The 20,220-nt window shown below is 40.0% G+C and carries 13 protein-coding genes; 11 read left to right on the top strand and 2 right to left on the bottom strand.

All coding sequences use genetic code 11. The features are described from left to right. Window positions 1-2: 2 nt before the first annotated feature. Window positions 3-1,646, bottom strand: a complete 1,644-nt coding sequence (locus HMJ38_RS10060; RefSeq protein WP_194974265.1) for a sodium/sugar symporter — start codon at window positions 1,644-1,646, stop codon at window positions 3-5. 710 nt (window positions 1,647-2,356) lie between these two features. On the opposite strand from HMJ38_RS10060, the gene HMJ38_RS10055 reads away from it, so the two are divergent. The 3 genes from HMJ38_RS10055 to HMJ38_RS10045 all read left to right on the top strand — a co-directional run bounded on the left by HMJ38_RS10055 (window position 2,357) and on the right by HMJ38_RS10045 (window position 6,992). Next, window positions 2,357-3,391 carry a LacI family DNA-binding transcriptional regulator gene (locus HMJ38_RS10055; RefSeq protein WP_194974264.1) on the top strand — a complete coding sequence of 345 codons (1,035 nt, stop codon included), beginning with the start codon at window positions 2,357-2,359 and terminating at the stop codon, window positions 3,389-3,391. Window positions 3,392-3,401: 10 nt separating this feature from the next. Continuing rightward, window positions 3,402-5,543, top strand: coding sequence for an alpha-glucuronidase family glycosyl hydrolase (locus tag HMJ38_RS10050; protein WP_194974263.1), 2,142 nt, complete (start codon window positions 3,402-3,404; stop codon window positions 5,541-5,543). 315 nt (window positions 5,544-5,858) lie between these two features. Beyond that, window positions 5,859-6,992 (top strand): endo-1,4-beta-xylanase, encoded by a 1,134-nt coding sequence (locus tag HMJ38_RS10045; protein WP_194974262.1) that lies wholly within the window; start codon window positions 5,859-5,861, stop codon window positions 6,990-6,992. A 532-nt stretch (window positions 6,993-7,524) separates the two neighbouring features. On the opposite strand, the gene HMJ38_RS10040 is transcribed toward HMJ38_RS10045, so the two are convergent. After that, the gene (locus HMJ38_RS10040) at window positions 7,525-7,896 is read right to left on the bottom strand and encodes a BlaI/MecI/CopY family transcriptional regulator (RefSeq protein ID WP_194974261.1); all 372 of its coding nucleotides are present in this window, start codon (window positions 7,894-7,896) and stop codon (window positions 7,525-7,527) included. 286 nt (window positions 7,897-8,182) lie between these two features. Here HMJ38_RS10040 and HMJ38_RS10035 point away from each other — a divergent pair, with 286 nt between their 5' ends. The 8 genes from HMJ38_RS10035 to HMJ38_RS10000 all read left to right on the top strand — a co-directional run bounded on the left by HMJ38_RS10035 (window position 8,183) and on the right by HMJ38_RS10000 (window position 20,216). Then, window positions 8,183-9,073, top strand: coding sequence for a hypothetical protein (locus HMJ38_RS10035; RefSeq protein ID WP_194974260.1), 891 nt, complete (start codon window positions 8,183-8,185; stop codon window positions 9,071-9,073). Further along, complete coding sequence (locus tag HMJ38_RS10030; RefSeq protein WP_194974259.1) at window positions 9,070-10,629, top strand: S1 family peptidase; 1,560 nt, start codon at window positions 9,070-9,072, stop codon at window positions 10,627-10,629. The genes HMJ38_RS10035 and HMJ38_RS10030 overlap by 4 nt, the downstream gene beginning before the upstream one ends. Window positions 10,630-10,644: 15 nt before the next feature. Beyond that, a complete protein-coding gene (locus HMJ38_RS10025; protein ID WP_194974258.1) occupies window positions 10,645-11,355 on the top strand; it encodes a hypothetical protein in 711 nt (236 codons plus the stop codon). A gap of 218 nt (window positions 11,356-11,573) precedes the next feature. After that, the gene (locus HMJ38_RS10020; RefSeq protein WP_194974257.1) at window positions 11,574-12,317 is read left to right on the top strand and encodes an outer membrane lipoprotein-sorting protein; all 744 of its coding nucleotides are present in this window, start codon (window positions 11,574-11,576) and stop codon (window positions 12,315-12,317) included. A gap of 27 nt (window positions 12,318-12,344) precedes the next feature. Continuing rightward, a complete protein-coding gene (locus HMJ38_RS10015) occupies window positions 12,345-15,428 on the top strand; it encodes a WD40/YVTN/BNR-like repeat-containing protein (protein WP_194974256.1) in 3,084 nt (1,027 codons plus the stop codon). 228 nt (window positions 15,429-15,656) lie between these two features. Continuing rightward, window positions 15,657-17,333, top strand: coding sequence for a formate--tetrahydrofolate ligase (locus tag HMJ38_RS10010; RefSeq protein ID WP_317174515.1), 1,677 nt, complete (start codon window positions 15,657-15,659; stop codon window positions 17,331-17,333). Between the two features lie 74 nt (window positions 17,334-17,407). After that, window positions 17,408-18,205 carry a copper resistance protein NlpE N-terminal domain-containing protein gene (locus tag HMJ38_RS10005; RefSeq protein ID WP_194974255.1) on the top strand — a complete coding sequence of 266 codons (798 nt, stop codon included), beginning with the start codon at window positions 17,408-17,410 and terminating at the stop codon, window positions 18,203-18,205. A 106-nt stretch (window positions 18,206-18,311) separates the two neighbouring features. Continuing rightward, window positions 18,312-20,216, top strand: a complete 1,905-nt coding sequence (locus HMJ38_RS10000) for a fumarate reductase/succinate dehydrogenase flavoprotein subunit (protein WP_194974254.1) — start codon at window positions 18,312-18,314, stop codon at window positions 20,214-20,216. Window positions 20,217-20,220: the final 4 nt, after the last annotated feature.

The raw sequence follows: 20,220 nt of genomic DNA, 5'->3' as shown, positions 1-20,220 counted from the left end.
GTTTACCAAAATACAATATACAACGCGGCTGTAATTCCTGTAATGATCAATGCACCGATCTTAAAAGCAGTACTTGTTTTAAACAGGTCAGCACTAACTTCAATGCTGTTTGGATGATCCTTGCCTTTACCTTCTACAAGGCTTATAAGGATCATCAATACTGCTATGGCCAAGAACACAATACCCATTCTATCTAAGAATGGCAGTGCGGGGAACACCCACTTCAAAACTACAGAAAGCGGAATACTAATTCCAGCACCGACAAGAGCTGCATTGGATGTTGTCTTTTTCCAGAAAACTCCGAAGAAGAATATTGCAAAGACACCCGGACTAATGAAGCCTGTGTATTCTTGTATAAACTGAAAAGCCTGATCCAACTGTCCAAGGGCCGGGGCTACAATTGCGGCTACTATAAATGCTATCGCTGCTGTAATCCTTCCAACCGTTACCTGTTTGGTTTCAGAAGCATTTTTACCAAAATATTTCTTATAGATATCCATCGTAAAGATGGTCGAAGTACTGTTGGCCATAGAGGCCAAAGAAGAAACAATTGCTGCGGTCAATGCTGCAAAAGCCAATCCTTTCAGACCAACAGGAAGCAATTGTAATAATGTTGGATAAGCTCTATCAGATTTGACTATCCCAGTGATGGGGTCCTTCATAGACTCGACAAAACCTACATCAATCCCGTTTTTGACAATCACCCATGCTGCTATTCCAGGAATTACAACTATCAATGGCATCAACAATTTCAGGAAACCTGCAAAAATCATCCCCTTTTGAGCTTCATCTAAACTTTTAGCGGCCAAGGCCCTTTGTGTAATATATTGGTTGAATCCCCAATAGCTCAGGTTAGTAATCCACATACCCCCTACAAGAACTGAAATCCCAGGAAGGTCTTGATATGCATCATAAGTCCCCCCCTGTCCATCAGGAATCATCATTTCTCCTCTGGATAGTATCATGGAGAAATGTCCCGGAACTTCTTGCCTTAACAATCCCAAGCCGTCCCAAGCAGAACCTTCACCGACCATGGTCAGTGCTATATAAGTTGTGGCCAAACCACCGGCAATCAAAAAGAAGACCTGCACGACGTCAGTCCATGCCACAGCTTTTAAACCTCCGTATATTGAATAAATCATGGCAAACAATGCAAGCCCTATGATTCCATATACCATGGGAACATTCAGGATTGTATTGAGGCTCAAAGCACCTAGATACAAGACAGATGTCAGGTTAACAAAAACATATAATAATAACCAAAAAATAGCCATTGTTGTCCTTACCCGAGTATCATACCTATCCAATAAGAAGCCTGGCATCGTGTAAATTCCCTTTTTGATATAAACCGGCAGAAAGAATATCGCTACCACCAATAAAGTGATGGCCGCCATCCATTCATAGGTTGATATTGCCAAACCAAGGGCAAAACCTGAACCTGACATTCCGATAAACTGCTCTGCAGAGATATTTGAAGCTATAAGGGAGGCACCTACCGCCCACCAAGGAAGGGCTTTGGAAGCAAGGAAATAATCCTGGGAATTTTTGATGTGGCCTTTTTTCTCTCTTGAAACAAAAAGCCCCATGCCAATAATGAGCAAACAATACCCAATAAATACTACAAGGTCTAAAGGTTCTAATAACATAGGATAGGTTTAATTAGATTGGGGTTTATTTAATTTGACAAGTTTCAAAGATAAACTTTTCGGCAAATGTTTTTTATGTTTTTTACAATTATGGCTTTCAATGACAGCTTCTTTTCGAAAAATACGCTATTCATTTAATCCAATGTACATATAGGCCTTAATCGTACTTAGTATTCATTCCCCCCGCATACAGATTCATTTTCTCTCTCACACTTCTTACGATTCCTACTGCTTTCTGAAAATTATCTTTGATTGCAATTTTCAACGCCCCAAACCTCAAAAAATATAATTGTGAATACAACCGATTTCATAAATTATTTTTGATAAAAAAATGAAATAAACTTTAGATTTTGAAATAAACTCCAATAAAACAATGATAGAAAAGAAAAATTGATGTGAAAAAATGAATCTATCCTCAATTCTTTATCATAAAATTGTAACAGTTCCTTGTCCAGTGATATTATAGTGCTGAGAAAAAAATAGTATTTTAAAATTAAAATTAGGTAATTATCAAAAAATCAAAATTAAAAACATTAAGCAACCGATTTCATAAAAATAATTTTGAAACACTTGAAAAAAAACATAGTTTTGATTACTCCAAGTTTAACCAATATCTAGACAAGGGTATAAATTCTCCCAAAATACCACATCACCTATTTCTATGCTGAAGTATTTCAGAAAAAAATCAAATCCAAGCTTGCATTATCAATATGGAGAAAGAAATCACGATTTATGACATTGCCAAGGATGTTGGAGTTTCACCCACTACAGTCAGCAGGGCTCTCAATCACCACCCTGCAGTCCATGAAAAAACCAAAAAAAAAATCTTTGATGCAGTGCTTAAAATGGGTTATCAGTCCAATATTTTCGCTGCCAACCTGAGAACCAAAAGAACAAATAATATCGGAGTGATAGTACCCCGACTGAATTCCAACTTTCAGTCTTCGGTCCTGGCAGGAATGGAAAAAGCTGCAAATGAAGCTGGACTCAACCTCATCATCAGCCAATCACTGGAATCATTCGAAAAAGAGAAAGCCAATGCCAACACCATGTTCAACAGCCGGGTTGACGGGCTTTTGGTTTCTTTGGCGAGCGATACGGAAAATATTGATCATTACAAACCTTTTCTAAGAAAGGGCATTCCCTTGTTGTTTTTCGATAGAATCGCTGAACAATCCGGTTGTACCGGGATAGTGATTGACAATATTCAGGCAGCGCTTAACGCTACCAATCATTTGATAGAACAAGGTTGCAAAAGGATAGTGCACGTTTTGGGCAACATCAAAATCAATGTTTATGCGGACAGACTAAAAGGATATAAATACGCTCTTTTGGAAAATGAAATGCTTTTTGACCCCTCACTAATTATCCTTTCCGATCTAAATGAGGAGGCCGGCGAAGAAATTATCAGTAAAATAATGAAATTAAATCCTTTGCCTGATGGGCTTTTTGTTTCTAATGATGCCTGTGCCGCTAGCTGTATCAGGCATTTAAAATTAGAAGGAATCAGAATTCCTGAAGACATCGCTGTGGTTGGATTTAACAATGATGTGATCTCCCGTTTGGTTGAACCTAACATCACCACGGTCAATTATCCGGGGTATGAAATGGGAGAACTTGCCATGAAAAATCTAATCAAACATTTAGATAAGCCTAATGAGGGAATGTTGGAAAACACCAATAAAATTACCTTAAGGTCCGACCTTATCATTAGGAAATCTTCAAAAAAGGAAATAAGCCTTTAAATCCAAAAAAATGAAAACATTATCAATCAGCCTAATATTTCTTTTTATCACATGTACTGCTAGTGCCAATGATGGCTATAAACTTTGGCTCCAATATTTTCCATTTGAAAATCAAGCTGTATCAGATTATTATAGAGACTATTTGGAAAACATCAATATTGTAGGGGCATCCCCCACCATTGATATCATTCAAAGAGAATTGGAAATGGCCGCATCCGGATTTTTGAACAGCAAAGTCAAACCTACCTTCAAACATACTGGGGATTCCAACATTTGTTGGATTGGTAAGACGGATGACTTGCCTAAAGACCTAAAGAGTGCCTTTGGACAAAAAGTCAATGAAATAGAAAAGGAAGGGTACTGGTTGAAATATCATTTGGGAAGGGTAATAATTACTGCTAATTCCGATATAGGCCTGTTATATGGGACCTTTGCTTTTTTGAGATCCATTCAGTCAAGGGGACAATTGGAAAGTCTGGATGAGTTGGATAATCCAAAAATAGAAAGAAGAATTTTAAACCATTGGGACAACCTCAACAGAACGGTTGAAAGAGGATATGCTGGTTTCAGCATCTGGAACTGGCATAGGCTTCCACGTCATATTGACCAGCAATATCATGATTACGCTCGCGCCAATGCATCTATTGGAATCAATGGTACGTCCGTTACTAATGTAAATGCCAATGCCTTGATTCTGACACCCGATTACCTCTCTAAAGTTAAAGCGCTAGCTGATGTTTTCAGACCATACGGAATCAAAGTGTACCTGACAGCCAGATTTTCATCTCCCATGGAAATCGGCGGATTAGCTACAGCTGACCCTTTAAATCCTGATGTACAGCAATGGTGGAAAGAAAAAACCAAGGAAGTCTACGATTACATCCCTGATTTTGGAGGGTATTTGGTCAAAGCAGATTCAGAGGGACAGCCTGGACCGCATAATTATGGCAGAACCCAAGCAGAAGGAGCTAATCTTCTTGCCGATGCAGTCGCTCCTTTCGGAGGTATTGTGATGTGGAGAGCTTTTGTATACAGCGAAAAAACACCTGATGACAGACACAAACAAGCATACAACGAATTCAAACCCATTGATGGTAAATTCAGAGACAATGTCATTGTTCAGGTCAAAAACGGAGCCATTGATTTTCAGCCAAGAGAGCCTTTTCATCCCATGTTTGGTGCCATGCCCGAGACCCCGTTGATGATGGAATTCCAGATTACACAGGAATACCTTGGGCATGATACCCATTTGGCATTTTTGGCCCCAATGTATGAAGAGGTTCTTCAAACGGACACCTATGTTAATGGAACAGGTTCTACAGTAAGTAAAGTAGTAGATGGCACCTTGCATAATTATTCACTGACTGCCATGGCCGGAGTTGCCAATATTGGTACAGACAGAAATTGGACAGGGCATCATTTTCATCAGGCCAATTGGTTCGCTTTTGGAAAATTTGCCTGGAATCCAAATGCCAAATCAGAAGAAATTGCAGAAGAATGGCTGAAACTGACATTTACCTCAGACAAAACCTTTACAGAACCAGTCAAGGCAATGATGCTATCATCCCATGAGATGGTGGTCAATTACATGACTCCTCTAGATCTTCACCATATCATGGCAAGGAGCCATCATTATGGTCCCGGGCCATGGGTTACAGGTGGTAGCAGGGATGATTGGACCGCAACTTACTATCATAAAGCCACGGAGAAAGGGGTTGGGTTTGACAGGACCGCTACAGGCAGTAATGCATTGGGACAATATGCACCTGAAATACAAAAACAATGGGGTAATCTGAATTCTGTCCCTGAAAAATACCTGCTTTGGTTTCACCACCTTCCTTGGAACCATAAGCTGTCCTCTGGAAATACTCTGTGGGATGGGATAGCGCTTCATTATCAAAAAGGGGTGGAAGAAACCAGACAAAACCTCGATACCTGGAAAGAACAGGTTGACCATGTCGATGAGGAAAGGTATAAGCATGTCCTCTCATTCTTAAAAATACAATCTGAAGAGGCGGTTTGGTGGCGTGATGCCTGCTTATTGTATTTTGGGCAGTTTTCAGGAATGCCTTTACCTGATGGAGTGGAAAAACCTGCACATGACCTGGATTATTATTTGAAGCTGAATCCGAAGTTTGTTCCGGGGATATGATGGAAGACAGGAGACGGAAGACGGAAGATGGACTAATTGCGGGAAGGCAGGGAAGTTGGAGCAATTGTCAGATGACCGATTACGGATGTTAGTATCTATGGAAGAGATGGATATGATCATGAGATGTCATTCTGAGTGGAGAAATTGGCAATGACATAAAGAAGCTGCAGACCTCTCCTGACGTCGAGGTGACAAAGCAAAGTTTTTTATTGATTTAAATGCTATTTGTAGTACTAAACTCTCAATTCCCAAATCTGTCATTAATAACGAGCTTTAAAAAAATCAGAAATTGAAAACAAACCTAAAAACTCAACCATGAAAAATAACCTATTAACATTTGTAGCGGCAGCCTTTGCAACACTATGTTTCGTCAATTGCAGTCAGGATCCGGAAGCACCCAAAACACTAAAAGAAGCCTATAAAGACGCTTTCCATATCGGCGCTGCATTGAATAATAGACAGGTCGATGGACGGGATACATTGGCATTGCCTGTTTTGGAAAAACACTTCAACAGTATCACTGCTGAAAACATGATGAAATGGGGCCCCATCCATCCCGAACCTGAAAGATACAATTTTGAACCTACAGACCTTTTGATGGACCTTGGTGAAAAGCTGGATGCATTTGTGATCGGCCATACATTGGTTTGGCACAACCAAACCCCAAATTGGGTGTTTGAGGATTCCTTAGGTAATCTTTTAGAAAAATATGAATTGATCAATAGAATGGAAAAACATATCGAAACTGTAGTGGGTAGGTATAAAGGAAGGGTACATGGTTGGGATGTCGTCAATGAAGCCATTATGGATAATGGAGAATATAGAAAGTCCAAATGGTACAATGCTACAGGCTTGGATTTTATCAAAAGGGCATTTGTCAAAGCCAACGAAATTGACCCCAATACAGAGTTGTACTACAATGACTACAACATGTGGAAGCCTGCCAAAAGGAATAGAGCCATAGAATTAGCAAAGGAACTTAAAGCAGAAGGTATCAGAATCGACGGTATAGGCATGCAAGGGCATTATGGCCTTGAGTCGCCGACTTTGGATCAGATTGAAGCTTCTATTGTGGCGATAGCTGATGCAGGCTTTAAAGTGATGTTTACAGAATTGGACATTGACGTCTTACCCAACCCGGTCAACAGGTTTGGTGCCGATATTGATTCTACTTTTGTTTTTGAAGAAAAATACAATCCATACAAAGATGGACTTCCCGAAGATGTCCAAGACAAATTAGCAAAGCGATATGGTGAACTTTTCGGCTTGTTTTACAAACACAAGGATCACATTACGCGAGTCACTTTCTGGGGTATTCATGACGGGGGCAGTTGGCTGAACAATTGGCCCATGCGTGGTAGAACCGCATATCCTTTCCCATTTAATAGGGGTTATGAAGAAAAAGAGGATGTTATTCAGGCAATCATTGATGCAAGAAAAAGTAATTAGCCTTTAATTTAAGTCCGACTTCTTTGACTATTTTATTTGAACCACAAAAGGAACAAAAGGGAACAAAAGGTTTGGGAAAAAGACTTCAAATGAAACAGCAGTTTTCTTTTGTGTTCTTTTGTCTCTTTTGTGGTTCATTTAAATTTGGTTCGGGGAATCAATTAGACAATCCAATCACTAACTTCTGTTGTCGCTTTTCTTACTAACTTCACCTACGATGGGTACAAATACACTCTTCCTTTCCCCATTGGCCACTATAGAAAGTGGAATCTCTTTTTCAAGGTCAATTTTCAGAATGAGGTCCGATTTTCGATAGGAATCCGGAGAAAAATTTAAAAAAGCATCTAGTACCGAAGATTCATAGTTTTCAGGTATATAGGGCTCAATATCTGGGTTGGCCTGATTAGCGTACTTATTAAAGCGAACAACAGGTAAAACCTATTGAACCTAAACGTGCTTTCTTTGGATAACACAAAGTGGTAAAGGGCCAATAATATGGCCAAGGAAAGCGTGGATTTGAGGAGAAACAAGATCATGGCTTTTTGGATTTAATCTGGTTTTCAATGATTGACTTGAGAGATTCCAATTCCTTTTGCGTGAGATCTGTCTCTTGTGTAAAGAAGGAAGCAAATTGAGCAGGTGAATCATTGAAAAAATTCTTGATCAGTCCATTCACTTTGTTGGAGAAATATTGACTTTTCTGAAATTCTGGATAATACTCCCGGGAATTTCCAAACACCTTATAGCTGACAGCACCTTTATCCGTCAGCCTTTTTAACAGGGTGGCCACTGTAGTCGGGGCAGGTTTAGGTTCAGGATAAGCTTCAAGCAAGTCTTTCATAAATGCCGATCCTTTTTCCCATAAAAAATTCATCAATTGCTCTTCTCCATTTGAAAGGTTCATGTTCTATGTAGTTAGATTATATTCTACAAACATAGAAATTAATTTTAATTTTCAAAACTGATATATTAATTTTTAATACTGTAAACAAAATTCAGACAAGAGGACAGCAGGATTAATTGGAAAAGCCTGAATATCTTTTCATTACTCAATAAATTATTCTTTATGTTCTTGGAATAATTGAATAAAATATGGATAATTATATAAAATTGAAGCATGGGAGAATGTAAAAATCCTTGTGTTCAATCTTTCTTCTTTGATTCATTTTTTTCCATAAAACCAACCATCTATGAAAAACCAAGATGATGAAGATCAAATCGACAAAGAAAACCGTTCAGGATCGAATAAGTCATTAAAGGAACTTGTACTAGGTGATCCTTTGGAGAAATCACCAAAAACCACCTCTATGAATGCTTTTTCGGCCGTTTTTAACGGATTAGGTATTGGCTTATTGTTGGGGATTTTATTGGGACTTTCGGTTTCCCCTGTTGTCAGTGGAGTAATCGCCACTATTTCATCCTTATTGGCAGTTTTGGTCGGGCTCAATGAGAAATTCCTGGATCCACTCAAAAGTCTCAGGATCGGATCATTTGGACTATTTTCTGTAGTTGGAATCCTATTGGGCCTATATTTAAGAGCCAATGACCCATTCGCTCCAAGCCTTTTGGATAAAATGAAAGAGTATCAAGCAATAGGTTATTCGGACGAAGAGGCAAGAGAAATGATTACAGGATTCATCAGGGCTGATAGCGGAAAAGTCATCCGGCAGGCAAGTGTGCTTTATTCAGGTACTATAGAAGTGGGAGATTGTGATTTACTGGTTTATGCCAATGATCAAACAGCACCCTCAGAAGTAATCAATACCTTTCAAGTAGCGGGTGGCATTTGGCAAAAATTTTCTGAAAACCTCTCTAAAGAGCTTCCTGAAAAATCCCAAGCAACTGTATTGCTCGCATTAATGGACAGCTTTTGTCAGGATGGAAAGAATAGCAGTATGGAAACTGATGTCCTGAAAAAAATAAGTGATTTCAAAGATTCAGAATCTCTAAAAGAGGTGGAAGCAATTTTGGCTGAAGGTGGAAGCAATTGGAATTTATTTATCAAAAAAATAACCCAAACCATTCCTTCAGATCAAAGATTCATTGTCTATCAAAGCATTTCTAAATCCATATCCTCATGAAAAGGGCACTATTGGTTTCCATATTCCTATATCCATTTTTCTTTTGTTTTGCACAAAAGTTTGACCCGGCCCAAGCTTCCAAATCATTGGTCAGGGTAGTTGTGACTGTCAATCAAAAAGAATCAAAAGTCCTCACGGGATTCATCTGGAAATCTCCCAACCAAGTAGTCACCTCGCTCCATGGAATGAGCAGAACAGGCGATATTAAGGTAGTATATCCTGGTAATGCTGTCAGGAAAATGCGGATCAAACAGGTATTGGAGAAAGCAGACCTTGTGTTGTTGGAAGTATCCGCAGGCCAACCTGCGCCACCAACAAATCTGACATCTATTAGCCAAGTGAATGTTGCAAACATCAGTTTTGGATCGGAGGTTTTTGCTCTAGGCTACAATAGCGGTGCGCAGGGCAGTTCCACGAGGATCTTAAAGAAAGGATACGTAGATCCTGAGTTGCTCAGCAATCTTATTCCTGACAAAGATAGGCGACAGATCCAAAGCCTTGGATATCCTGACCTCAATATGAATATCCTCTATGTTGAAGGAAGTTTACTGCCGGGATATTCTGGTGCACCAGTATTTGACGTTCAGGGCAAATTAGTGGGAATCGGTAACGGCGGACTGGAAAACGGGGCAAGTAATGTAAGTTGGATTATTCCTTGCAGATACCTGCAGGAGCTTGAGTCATCTACCTCGACCAACCTTCCCCAAAATCTGGACAGACTGAACCAATTATATTCCGCTACCTCATCTATCGATTTAGATGGTGGTGATATTGAATTAATGGAAAGGGCAATTGAACAACAGGGAAACCTGTACAAGCCTGTAAAATCCAGGGAATTTGAATTTTACAAAACCAAAAACAGGAGTATTGTTGAATTGACTGAAAGCTCCAGTAACCCATCAAATGTTCTCAAATTAAATAATGAAATCACCAAACAGTTTAATATCAGCCTTGACCTCAATAGAATCAGGTTTGATATTTATGAAGATATTCAAAATGGTGTTGTGGTAGTGGTTCCCGAGGGCCTTCAGCTTGATGTTATCAACAAGGCAACAGAAGAAGAAGCACTTACAGTCAAATTTAATGACAATGATTTTACCTATTTGGCATATGGTGTCCTCAAGGATGACTCTTACGAGCTGAATGATCTCCACATGGACGAAATAGTCGAGTTTTTGGATGAAGAATATTTCACTGTACTTGCTAGAACTTTTGGAATTTCAGGATTTTACGTCGCTGATGATTATACTTATGTTGAAGAAGATTATAACTCAGACAGAAAAACCATTCACATCAGTGCCACTGGTGCAGAGCTTGTATACAGTCCTATGGATGGAAGACAGTATGGTATATCAACCTATATCACCCTATTGATCAATCAAAATAAAATAATATTGACTTCTGCTGTCACAGCCATACCCTATGATGTTTTAATGAATGCAGCCCAATTTGGAATTAATTGCATGGGTTCTAATAGTCAAGGTGTGGACTGCAAAAGATTCCAGGATTTTTACAGTGCATTTACAGCAGCTCATTTGACCACTTTTGCTTATTGAGAAAATGGTCAAATCATGATCGAACAAACAGATATCAAACCTTATCTTTATCACAGTGCCGAAATCAGGTGGTTTCTTCCTCCGGCAACAGACTGGGAAACTGCATTGGATTGGTTTATTGGAAACGAATCAAAAAAAGCTGATCAAACCCTAGATCTTCCAGCTGAAAAAACATTGGATATCAACCATATAAAAAGAGAAGATTTGAGGACAGATGAATATTTGGTCATTCCTCAATGTAACACCGTGGGTGTAAAACAAAGACAGGGAAAACTGGAAGTCAAAGCACAGGTAGGCGAAAGGGTACATTATCAAAACGAACACCTCTCCGGAATAATAGACTATTGGTCAAAATGGTCTCTTCAACCCTCTGAAAGCAACATGAGTTTATTGGAAAAAGACCTGAAACTTTCCGGTGAATGGCTCAAGATCAACAAAATACGGTATCTCCTAAAACTATCCCATTCGGAGAACGGCATCAGGAAAGTGACACCTGATGCTTGGCCTGAAAAAGGATGTCAAGTAGAACTTACACAAGTTTGGGCTGAAGGCTCTGATGAGAAATGGACTAGTTTTGGATTTGAGGCTTTTGGTGGCACTTTTCAAAACATGGGGAGCAGCTTAATTGACTCAATGCTGTTTTTTGTTTCAAAAAAAAGACAGCCTTTTTTTTTATTGTCCTTTCAAAACTCCAGGAGTTATCCGGCATGGTTGCAACTTTTTTAAAAAAAATAACTTTTTTTCCCAATTTCATTTTACATTTTTGTCGATATTTCCTCCCAATTTCCAAGCTTGTAAAAAATCATCAACGGAAATCAATGAAAATCATCATTCATCAGTAAAATCTGTAGATCAAATAAAATAAAATACTTGGATTATAAATTTTTATACCTTTATTTTTGAGAAAAAAAACTTACTTATATTCCTAAAAAAATCACAACTACATGAAAAAGTCAATACTTATTCTTGCATTATTATGCTTTTCTATCATTTCTTATGGCCAAACTGTTGAAGAAATTATTGATCAGTATCTGGAAAACACAGGTGGAGCAGATGAGTGGGCAAAATTATCTTCCGTCAAAATGGAAGGTAAGGTAAGTGCTCAGGGAATGGATATTCCTATAGAGATTGTCCAAACCAAGGAAGGAAAAATGTATATGAAATTCCAGCTTCAAGGCCAAGAAATCGTTCAGCAGGCGTTTGATGGAACTGAGGCTTGGGGGGTTAATTTCATGACTATGAAACCTGAAAAAAGTGACGGTGAAACCACCGAAAATATGAAGCGTGAGATGGGTGATTTCCCTGATCCATTTTTGGATTTAAAAAGCAAAGGCTATAAAGCTGAATTGCTTGGCAAGGAAACCGTAGAGGGAACCGAATGTTACAAAGTCAAATTGACCAAAAAACCATTATTGGTTGATGGTGAAGAAGTGGAGAATATTTCCTTTTACTTCTTTGACTCAGAAAACTTCGTTCCCATTATGGTAGAAAAAGAAATGAAAGTCGGTCCTGCCAAAGGAATGACCAGTCAGACTTTAATGAGTGATTATCAGGAAGTCGAAGGGTTATATTTCCCTTTTGCCATTACAGAAAAAGCAAAAGGCGCCCCTCAAGGTCAAGCGATAAGCATTACAAAGGTTGAATTGAATCCAACACTGGATCCTGCTGCTTTTGTGTACAAGGACTAATCCAATAACTTTCTGAATCAATTAATCATGTTAAAGAAATTCTATTTCAATTTCTTGGTGGTATGCCTTTTCCTATTGACAAACAGTATTTACGCACAGGAAAATGTCACATTAAAGGGAAATGAACTATTCGGATCTTTATCAGCTAGGCAAATAGGTCCTGCCGTAATGAGCGGACGTATCAGCGACATTGCAGGACACCCCACCAATGGCAAAATAATCTATGCAGGAACAGCGGGTGGTGGTGTCTGGAAATCAACCAATGGTGGTACCACCTTCAAGTCCATTTTCGATGATTACAATCAGTCTATCGGTATAATCGAAGTTGACCCCAATAATCCTGACAATGTGGTATGGGTTGGTACAGGGGAAACATGGGTAAGAAACAGTGTTTCCTTTGGTGATGGTCTTTATAAGACCGTCGACGGAGGAACCACCTGGAACAAAATCGGATTAGAAAACTCGGATAGAATCAGTGGTATTGCCATCAATCCTAAAAACTCGGATGAGGTATATGTGGGTGTATTAGGGGCTTTATGGGGCGATAGTGAGGAACGCGGTGTTTACAAAACCACTGATGGCGGGCAGACCTGGACCAATGTCCTTGCAGGAATGAAGGATACCGGTTGTTCTGATTTGTTTATGGATCCAAAAGACCCAAATACTTTATATGCTGCTTTCTGGCAGGTAAGGAGAACAGCATATTCCTTCAGTTCGGGTGGACCTAACAGTGCCCTGTACAAAACAACAGATGGAGGCAAAACCTGGGACAAAATCCATAATGGTTTTCCAACTGGGGATTTGGGTAGAATTGCTATTGCATTAGCGCCTTCTGAGCCCTCTATTCTTTACAGTGTGATCGAATCCAAAGATAAAAAAGGCCTTTACCGGTCAGAAGATGCCGGTAATTCATGGACTTTTATGAACGGGGATTTCGAACTTACTGTCAGGCCATTCTATTTTTCCAGAATAGTGGTAGACCCCAAAAACCCGGACGTACTGGTCAAAGCAGGTTTGTCAGGTAGCATCAGCCGCGATGGAGGGAAAACTTTCAAAAACCTTGGCGCCATGCATGCAGATATTCATGACATTTGGTTTGACATCAACGATTCTGATAGGTTTTATGTAGCCACCGACGGTGGATTATATAGAACCTGGGATGGGGGGACCACCTTGGAAATGGTTGAAAGTTTACCGGTATCACAGTTTTACCACGTTAGTGTGGATAATGATGAGCCTTACAGGATTTATGGAGGACTTCAGGACAATGGTTCATGGTTTGGCCCATCATCAAGTCCCGGAGGCATAGAACCCGGAGATTGGACATCAGTCGGTGCCGGAGACGGGTTCAGGGTGTACAGACATCCCACCAAGAAAATTGTTTACTCTGAAATGCAAGGTGCAGATAATATCTGGCGCTATGATGTGGAAAAGAATTTCATCAAAAACATCCGTCCATTTCCGGGCAAAGATGAGCCGAAATACCGTTTCAACTGGAATACCCCTATACAGATCAGTCCCCATCATCCGGATCGGATTTATGTTGGCAGTCAGTTTTTGTTGCGGTCCAATGATATGGGAAACAATTGGGAAAGAATATCACCTGATCTGACAACAAATGACCCCGCCAAACAAAATCAATCTTCCTCAGGGGGCATATCTACTGATAATTCAGGCGCTGAGAATCATACCACAATATTTACCATTGCCGAATCTCCTTTGGATGAAAACATCATTTGGGTGGGCACTGATGATGGAAATGTGCAGGTTACGCAAGATGGAGGCAAGACCTGGAATAATGTGGTTTCCAATATTCCGGATTTACCAAAAAATACATGGACTTACCATATTCAGCCCGGAAATTTCGGTAAAGGGACTGCTTATGCCGTATTTGATGGACACACCCAAAATGATTTTAAGCCCTATGCTTACAAAACAACTGATTTTGGACAAACCTGGTCTTCTGTCATCAGCGAAGATGTACATGGGTTTGCAAGACATATCCTTGAAGATCTGGAAAATGAAAATCTCCTGTTCTTAGGAACTGAATTGGGTCTCTTTGTAAGTATCGATGGCGGAAAAAATTGGTCGAAATTCACCAACAACATGCCTGCTGCATCAGTGCACTACATGGCAATGCATCCAAAAACCAACGACTTGGTATTAGCCACCCACGGAAGAGGTATCATCATTATAGATGATATCAGCCCATTAAGACAGATCAAACCCCAAATGCTAAACGAGGAAGTTTATTTTCTCAAATCTCCGCCAATTGTGATGGTGGAAGAAAGTAATTTTGGAGGATCAAGTCAGGCTGTCACCTTTGTGGGACCTAATCCTGACAAATCCGGGAAAATCATTTATTATCTCAAGAAGCGACATACTTTCGGAGCCATGACGCTGGAAATTTTTGATGAAAACGATAATAAAGTCATCAGTCTCGACCCCGGTAAACAAAAAGGCATAAACATCGTCAGATGGTCTTTTACAGGAAAAGCTCCCAAGGTTGCTAAAGGAAAAACCTTCTCTTTTGGAGGATTTGGAGCTCCAAGAGTCCCCGCGGGCACTTACAAGGTAGTGATGAAAAAAGGCAAAGAACAATTTGAAACCACCTTAGAACTCGTTTATGACGATAGGACTGGAATAGCTTTGGAAAGCAGAAAAGCACAGCAAAAGATGGCGAATGAACTGTTTGATATGACCCAGGATCTGGCTTATTTGGTATATCAGGTGGACAGTTATTTGGATTATGCAGAAAAAATCAAAGTCTCAGATCCAAAATCAAACAAATCAATGACTGCATTGATCAATGACCTAAACAAGCTCAAAGAAAGATTGGTCATTACAACGGGGGACAATTATGTGGACACGGCCGAACCTGAATTAAGAGAGAAAATTTCTCAGCTATATGGTATAGTGATCGCCAACTTTGACAGACCATCAGTAATTCAAGAAGAAAACAAAAACACCTTAAATGAAAAGCTGAAAGAGTCCCAAAACAGTTTCACTACTATCATTTCCAAACATGAAAAAAATCTCCTTAGATATGCCAAGAGTGCAAATCTGGAAAATCTCATGTTGGATGACTTCATGACTTTTATTGAAAAATAGATTTTGAAAATGAGATTTCGATTATTGAAAAGGTCCCTGAGCAATATTGTTCAGGGGCTTTTTTTTATTCTTGGATTTTAAATCACATTCCCTAACTCCTTATCCGAAAATTACTATTTTAGCCCTAATTAAGAAACCCCCATACTTAACCAAGCTGTCCCGAAAAAAATAAAAAGCTGTAGATTTTTGAAATTTTCTATAACCCCAAATTCAACCAATTAGAACCCAATGATGATCAAATCCGACTTAGAAATCGCCCACGCATCCAAGATGCGACCCATTTCAGAAATCGCCTCAAAACTTGGAATTGCCCTTGATGACCTTCGCCCATATGGAAAATATGTGGCCAAACTACCTCTCAAACTGATAGATCAGAAAAAAATGAAAGGCAAAAAACTGGTACTGGTAACGGCAATCACTCCCACAAAATCCGGTGAAGGTAAAACAACCGTCAGTATTGGCTTATCCGAAGGACTGAACAAGCTGGGAATAAAGACGGCCGTTGTATTGAGAGAACCCTCACTTGGACCCGTATTTGGAATGAAGGGCGGGGCTGCCGGTGGTGGTTACTCCCAGGTATTGCCGATGGAATCCATCAACTTACACTTTACCGGTGATTTCGCGGCAGTAGAAAAAGCCCACAATTTACTTTCAGCTTTGCTGGATAATCATATTCACAGTCAAAAAAACACGCTCAATATTGATCCCCGCAAAATCATCTGGAAACGGGTGATGGATATGAATGAGCGTGCACTAAGGGATATAGTCATCGGTTTGGGAGGTTCAGCTCAGGGGGTCCCAAGGGAATCAGGTTTTGATATCACAGCGGCTTCTGAGGTAATGGCAGCCTTATGCCTATCCAACGATCTGATGGAGCTCAAAGAAAAGTTGGGGAACATTATTATTGGATATACTTATCAGGATGAACCTGTTCGGGCACATCATTTGAAGGCACAAGGGGCCATGGCGGCATTATTGAAACATACCATCATGCCCAACCTGGTGCAGACCATTGAAGGAAATCCAGCAATTATCCATGGTGGTCCTTTTGCCAATATTGCACAGGGGTCGAACTCAATTATTGCCACAAAGATGGGTTTGTCTTTGGCGGATTTTGTGGTCACAGAGGCTGGCTTTGCTTCAGATTTGGGCGGAGAAAAATTTCTTGACCTGAAGTGTCAATATGGAAATCTCAAACCTGATGTAGCTGTTGTAGTAGGTACGATAAGAGCCTTGAAAAGCCATGCAGGAATCCCTTACGAGGAACTCAAAAATCCCAACCCCGAAGCTGTAGAAGGCGGGCTTCCGAATTTGGATAAGCATATTGAAAATATGAAGCATTTTATGCTTACCCCTGTAGTTGCCCTAAATAAATTTGCAACAGACTCCGAAGATGAAATAAATACTGTTTTGGCACACTGTGAAAAAATCGGGGTGAAAGTTGCTTTGAGCGAAGGATGGGAAAAAGGAGGAAATGGATGTTTGGATTTGGCCCAAACAGTAAAAGAAGCAGCGGAATCCGGCATGAGTAATTTCACTCCTCTTTATCACTTTGATTGGAGCATTGAACAAAAGATAGAAACCGTTTCAAGGAAAATTTATGGGGCAGCAGAGGTAGAATATTCGGTGAAAGCCAAACAACAGATAAAGTTGTTCAATAAAATCGGTTTGGACAAATTACCCATTTGTATAGCCAAAACCCAATATTCCCTTTCTGATGATCCCAAATTAATAAACAGGCCATCAGGTTTTACCATCAAAATCAGGGAGTTTGATATTGCAGCAGGTGCAGGATTTATAATACCTATTGCAGGGACAATCATGAGAATGCCCGGATTACCTTCAAAACCGGCTGCTGAAAACATTGATATAGATGCCGAAGGAAATATTTCAGGATTGTTTTAAAAAACCTTTCTTTTTATATGGCTACATTTTTTAAATTGGTTGATATTTTGGAGAAAAATAGAAAAATTCACTTTATGAAAAACAAGGTCTTTTTATCTTCGATCATCATAGTATTGATGTCCTTTTCATGCAGTTCAAAAAAAGTCGTAGAGAAAGAGGAAATTTTGGAGATTAACCCATCTATGGCAAGCAACAGCAGAAACAGCCTCGACTGGAAAGGGGTGTACAAAGGAACTACCCCTTGTGCAGATTGTGAGGGAATAGAAACTTCCATTACTTTAAAGTCCGATGAAACTTTCCAAAGGTCAATAAGGTACCTTGGCAAGGATGATAATTATTTTTTTGATGAAGGAATCTTTCTTTGGAACGAAGCTGGCAGTAAGGTTACCTTGGAAACCAAAGATGGGAACTCACAACAATATCAGGTGGGAGAAAATGTACTTTTCCATCTGGACCGAGAAGGAAATAGAATCACTGGAGATTTAGCCGAAAACTATAAATTGGCCAAAAATCCTGTTGATCCAAGACTGGAAGATAAAAATTGGATTCTGAAAGAACTGATGGAAAAACCTATCGAGATAAAAGAAGGTGACAAAGAAGCTTTCCTCCTTTTCAACATGGAAACATCCACCTTTTCCGGAAATGGATCCTGTAACAATATTTTTGGTTCCTATGAATTAAAAGAGGGAAATAGAATAAGTTTCGGAAATGCTGGCGCAACTATGATGGCATGCGAGGACATGGAAACTGAAAGAATGTTTCTTGAAATGATTTCAAAAGTAGATAATTACAGCATTTCTGAAGGTACCCTCTCCCTGAACAAAGCAAAGATGGCGCCTTTGGCCAGATTTGAGTTGGAAGAAAACAAATAAATAGAAACTGATATATACTCGGGTCAGGAATTCAAAATCCGCACTCTTTTTTTTAGAATAAGCAAATTCATTTTTCTGATTAAAAACTAAATTTTTATATTGTAGCATGCTAAATTCCAAAGTCCCTCCAGGTCCAATTCAGGAAAAATGGACCCAATACAAAGCCAATTGTAAACTTATAAACCCTTCGAATAGACGGAAATATAAAGTCATCGTTGTGGGAACAGGTCTAGCGGGTTCGTCAGTTTCATCTAGTCTATCAGAACTTGGATTTCAGGTAGAGGTCTTTACTTTTCATGAATCCCCAAGAAGGGCGCACAGTGTAGCAGCACAGGGAGGAATCAATGCGGCCAAGGATTATAAAAATGATGGGGACAGTATTTGGCGCATGTTTTATGATACTGTCAAAGGAGGGGATTTCCGTTCCAGAGAAGCAAATGTGTACCGGATGGCAGAATGCTCTCTGGGATTGATAGACCAAGCTGTTGCGCAGGGTGTTCCATTTGCAAGAGAATACAGCGGCTACCTTAGCAACAGGTCTTTCGGTGGGGTACAGGTCAGCAGAACATTCTACGCCCGAGGTCAAACAGGACAGCAATTGCTGCAAGGTGCCTATCAAGCACTTATCCGTCAATCCGAGGTTGGTTTATTGACCATCCATACAAGGCACGAGATGTTGGATCTTATTCTGGAAGAAGGGAAAGCGAAAGGAATAGTAAGCAGAAATCTGGATAACGGCCAGGTCAAAAATCACATGGCCGATGCAGTAATTTTGGCTACTGGAGGATATGGGAAAATCTATTATCTCTCCACATTGGCCATGAACTGCAATGCGACTGCCATTTGGCGTGCCCACAAAAAAGGGGCATTTTTTGCAGCTCCGAGTTGGACCCAATTTCATCCTACCTCGCTTCCACAAATGGGTGAATATCAGTCCAAATTGACGCTGATGTCTGAATCGCTTAGAAACGATGGCAGGATTTGGGTTCCTAAAAAGGCAGGAGAAACCAGATCTGCCCGAGAAATACCCGAAGCAGAAAGAGACTACTATTTGGAAAGGAAGTATCCTTCATTTGGCAATCTTGCCCCAAGGGACATCTCTTCAAGAGCGGCCAAGGAACAGATTGATGCCGGTCATGGAATCGGACCTCTCAGAAATGCAGTTTACCTTGATTTCAGTGACGCGATTCAAAGAGACGGCAAAGAGGTTATTGCCAAGAAATACGGTAATCTATTTGGCATGTATAAAAAAATCACCGGAATGGATGCTTATTCCGAACCCATGATGATTTCTCCGTCGGCTCATTTTTCGATGGGGGGATTATGGGTCGATTATGAATTGATGAGCAATTTGGAAGGGCTGTTTGTATTGGGGGAAGCCAACTTTGCCGATCATGGGGCAAACAGGCTTGGTGCCAATTCCCTATTACAGGCTTGCGTAGATGGCTATTTTATTGCTCCCCACACGGTCATGAATTACCTGGCGGGTGAAAAGCCTATTCAAAACAAGACCTCAGCAAATTCAGAAAAATCAATCCAAGACACTGAGCAACGAATGGCAAAACTTTTATCCATACAAGGGAATACCACTGCAGAAGAATTTCATAAAGCATTGGGAAAAGTACTATACACCAAGTGTGGCCTCTCAAGAAAAAGATCAGAATTATTGGAAGCCCAGAAAGAACTGAAAGCCCTGCAGGAATCCTTTTACAAGGACCTGATTGTATCAGGTTCATCAGATGTGATCAATTTTGAGTTGGAGAAGGCTGGGCGGGTCGAAGATTATTTAGAATTGGCCCAATTGATAGTAGAAGATGCTCTTCAGAGAGAAGAATCATGTGGCGCCCATTTCCGTGTGGAACATCAAACAAATGAGGGGGAAGCAAAAAGAAATGACCAGGAATTTAAATATGTGTCTGTTTGGGAAAGCACCTCGGAGGGTGAATACAAATTGCATAAAGAACTACTTGATTTTGAAGCTATCCAAATCAGTGAAAGAAGTTATAAATGAGCAA

Origin of the sequence: Aquiflexum lacus, assembly GCF_015476655.1 — a bacterium.
GTDB lineage: Bacteria > Bacteroidota > Bacteroidia > Cytophagales > Cyclobacteriaceae > Aquiflexum > Aquiflexum lacus.
Note: the sequence above shows the minus strand (reverse complement) of the source record. Positions and strands in the feature narration are given on the sequence as shown.

Excerpts from the sequence above, each read along its gene's own strand:
- HMJ38_RS10060 (WP_194974265.1), bottom strand. The coding sequence starts at position 1,646 with ATGTTATTAGAACCTTTAGACCTTGTAGTATTTATTGGGTATTGTTTG.
- HMJ38_RS10055 (WP_194974264.1), top strand. The coding sequence starts at position 2,357 with ATGGAGAAAGAAATCACGATTTATGACATTGCCAAGGATGTTGGAGTT.
- HMJ38_RS10050 (WP_194974263.1), top strand. The coding sequence starts at position 3,402 with ATGAAAACATTATCAATCAGCCTAATATTTCTTTTTATCACATGTACT.
- HMJ38_RS10045 (WP_194974262.1), top strand. The coding sequence starts at position 5,859 with ATGAAAAATAACCTATTAACATTTGTAGCGGCAGCCTTTGCAACACTA.
- HMJ38_RS10040 (WP_194974261.1), bottom strand. The coding sequence starts at position 7,896 with ATGAACCTTTCAAATGGAGAAGAGCAATTGATGAATTTTTTATGGGAA.
- HMJ38_RS10035 (WP_194974260.1), top strand. The coding sequence starts at position 8,183 with ATGAAAAACCAAGATGATGAAGATCAAATCGACAAAGAAAACCGTTCA.
- HMJ38_RS10030 (WP_194974259.1), top strand. The coding sequence starts at position 9,070 with ATGAAAAGGGCACTATTGGTTTCCATATTCCTATATCCATTTTTCTTT.
- HMJ38_RS10025 (WP_194974258.1), top strand. The coding sequence starts at position 10,645 with ATGATCGAACAAACAGATATCAAACCTTATCTTTATCACAGTGCCGAA.
- HMJ38_RS10020 (WP_194974257.1), top strand. The coding sequence starts at position 11,574 with ATGAAAAAGTCAATACTTATTCTTGCATTATTATGCTTTTCTATCATT.
- HMJ38_RS10015 (WP_194974256.1), top strand. The coding sequence starts at position 12,345 with ATGTTAAAGAAATTCTATTTCAATTTCTTGGTGGTATGCCTTTTCCTA.
- HMJ38_RS10010 (WP_317174515.1), top strand. The coding sequence starts at position 15,657 with ATGATGATCAAATCCGACTTAGAAATCGCCCACGCATCCAAGATGCGA.
- HMJ38_RS10005 (WP_194974255.1), top strand. The coding sequence starts at position 17,408 with ATGAAAAACAAGGTCTTTTTATCTTCGATCATCATAGTATTGATGTCC.
- HMJ38_RS10000 (WP_194974254.1), top strand. The coding sequence starts at position 18,312 with ATGCTAAATTCCAAAGTCCCTCCAGGTCCAATTCAGGAAAAATGGACC.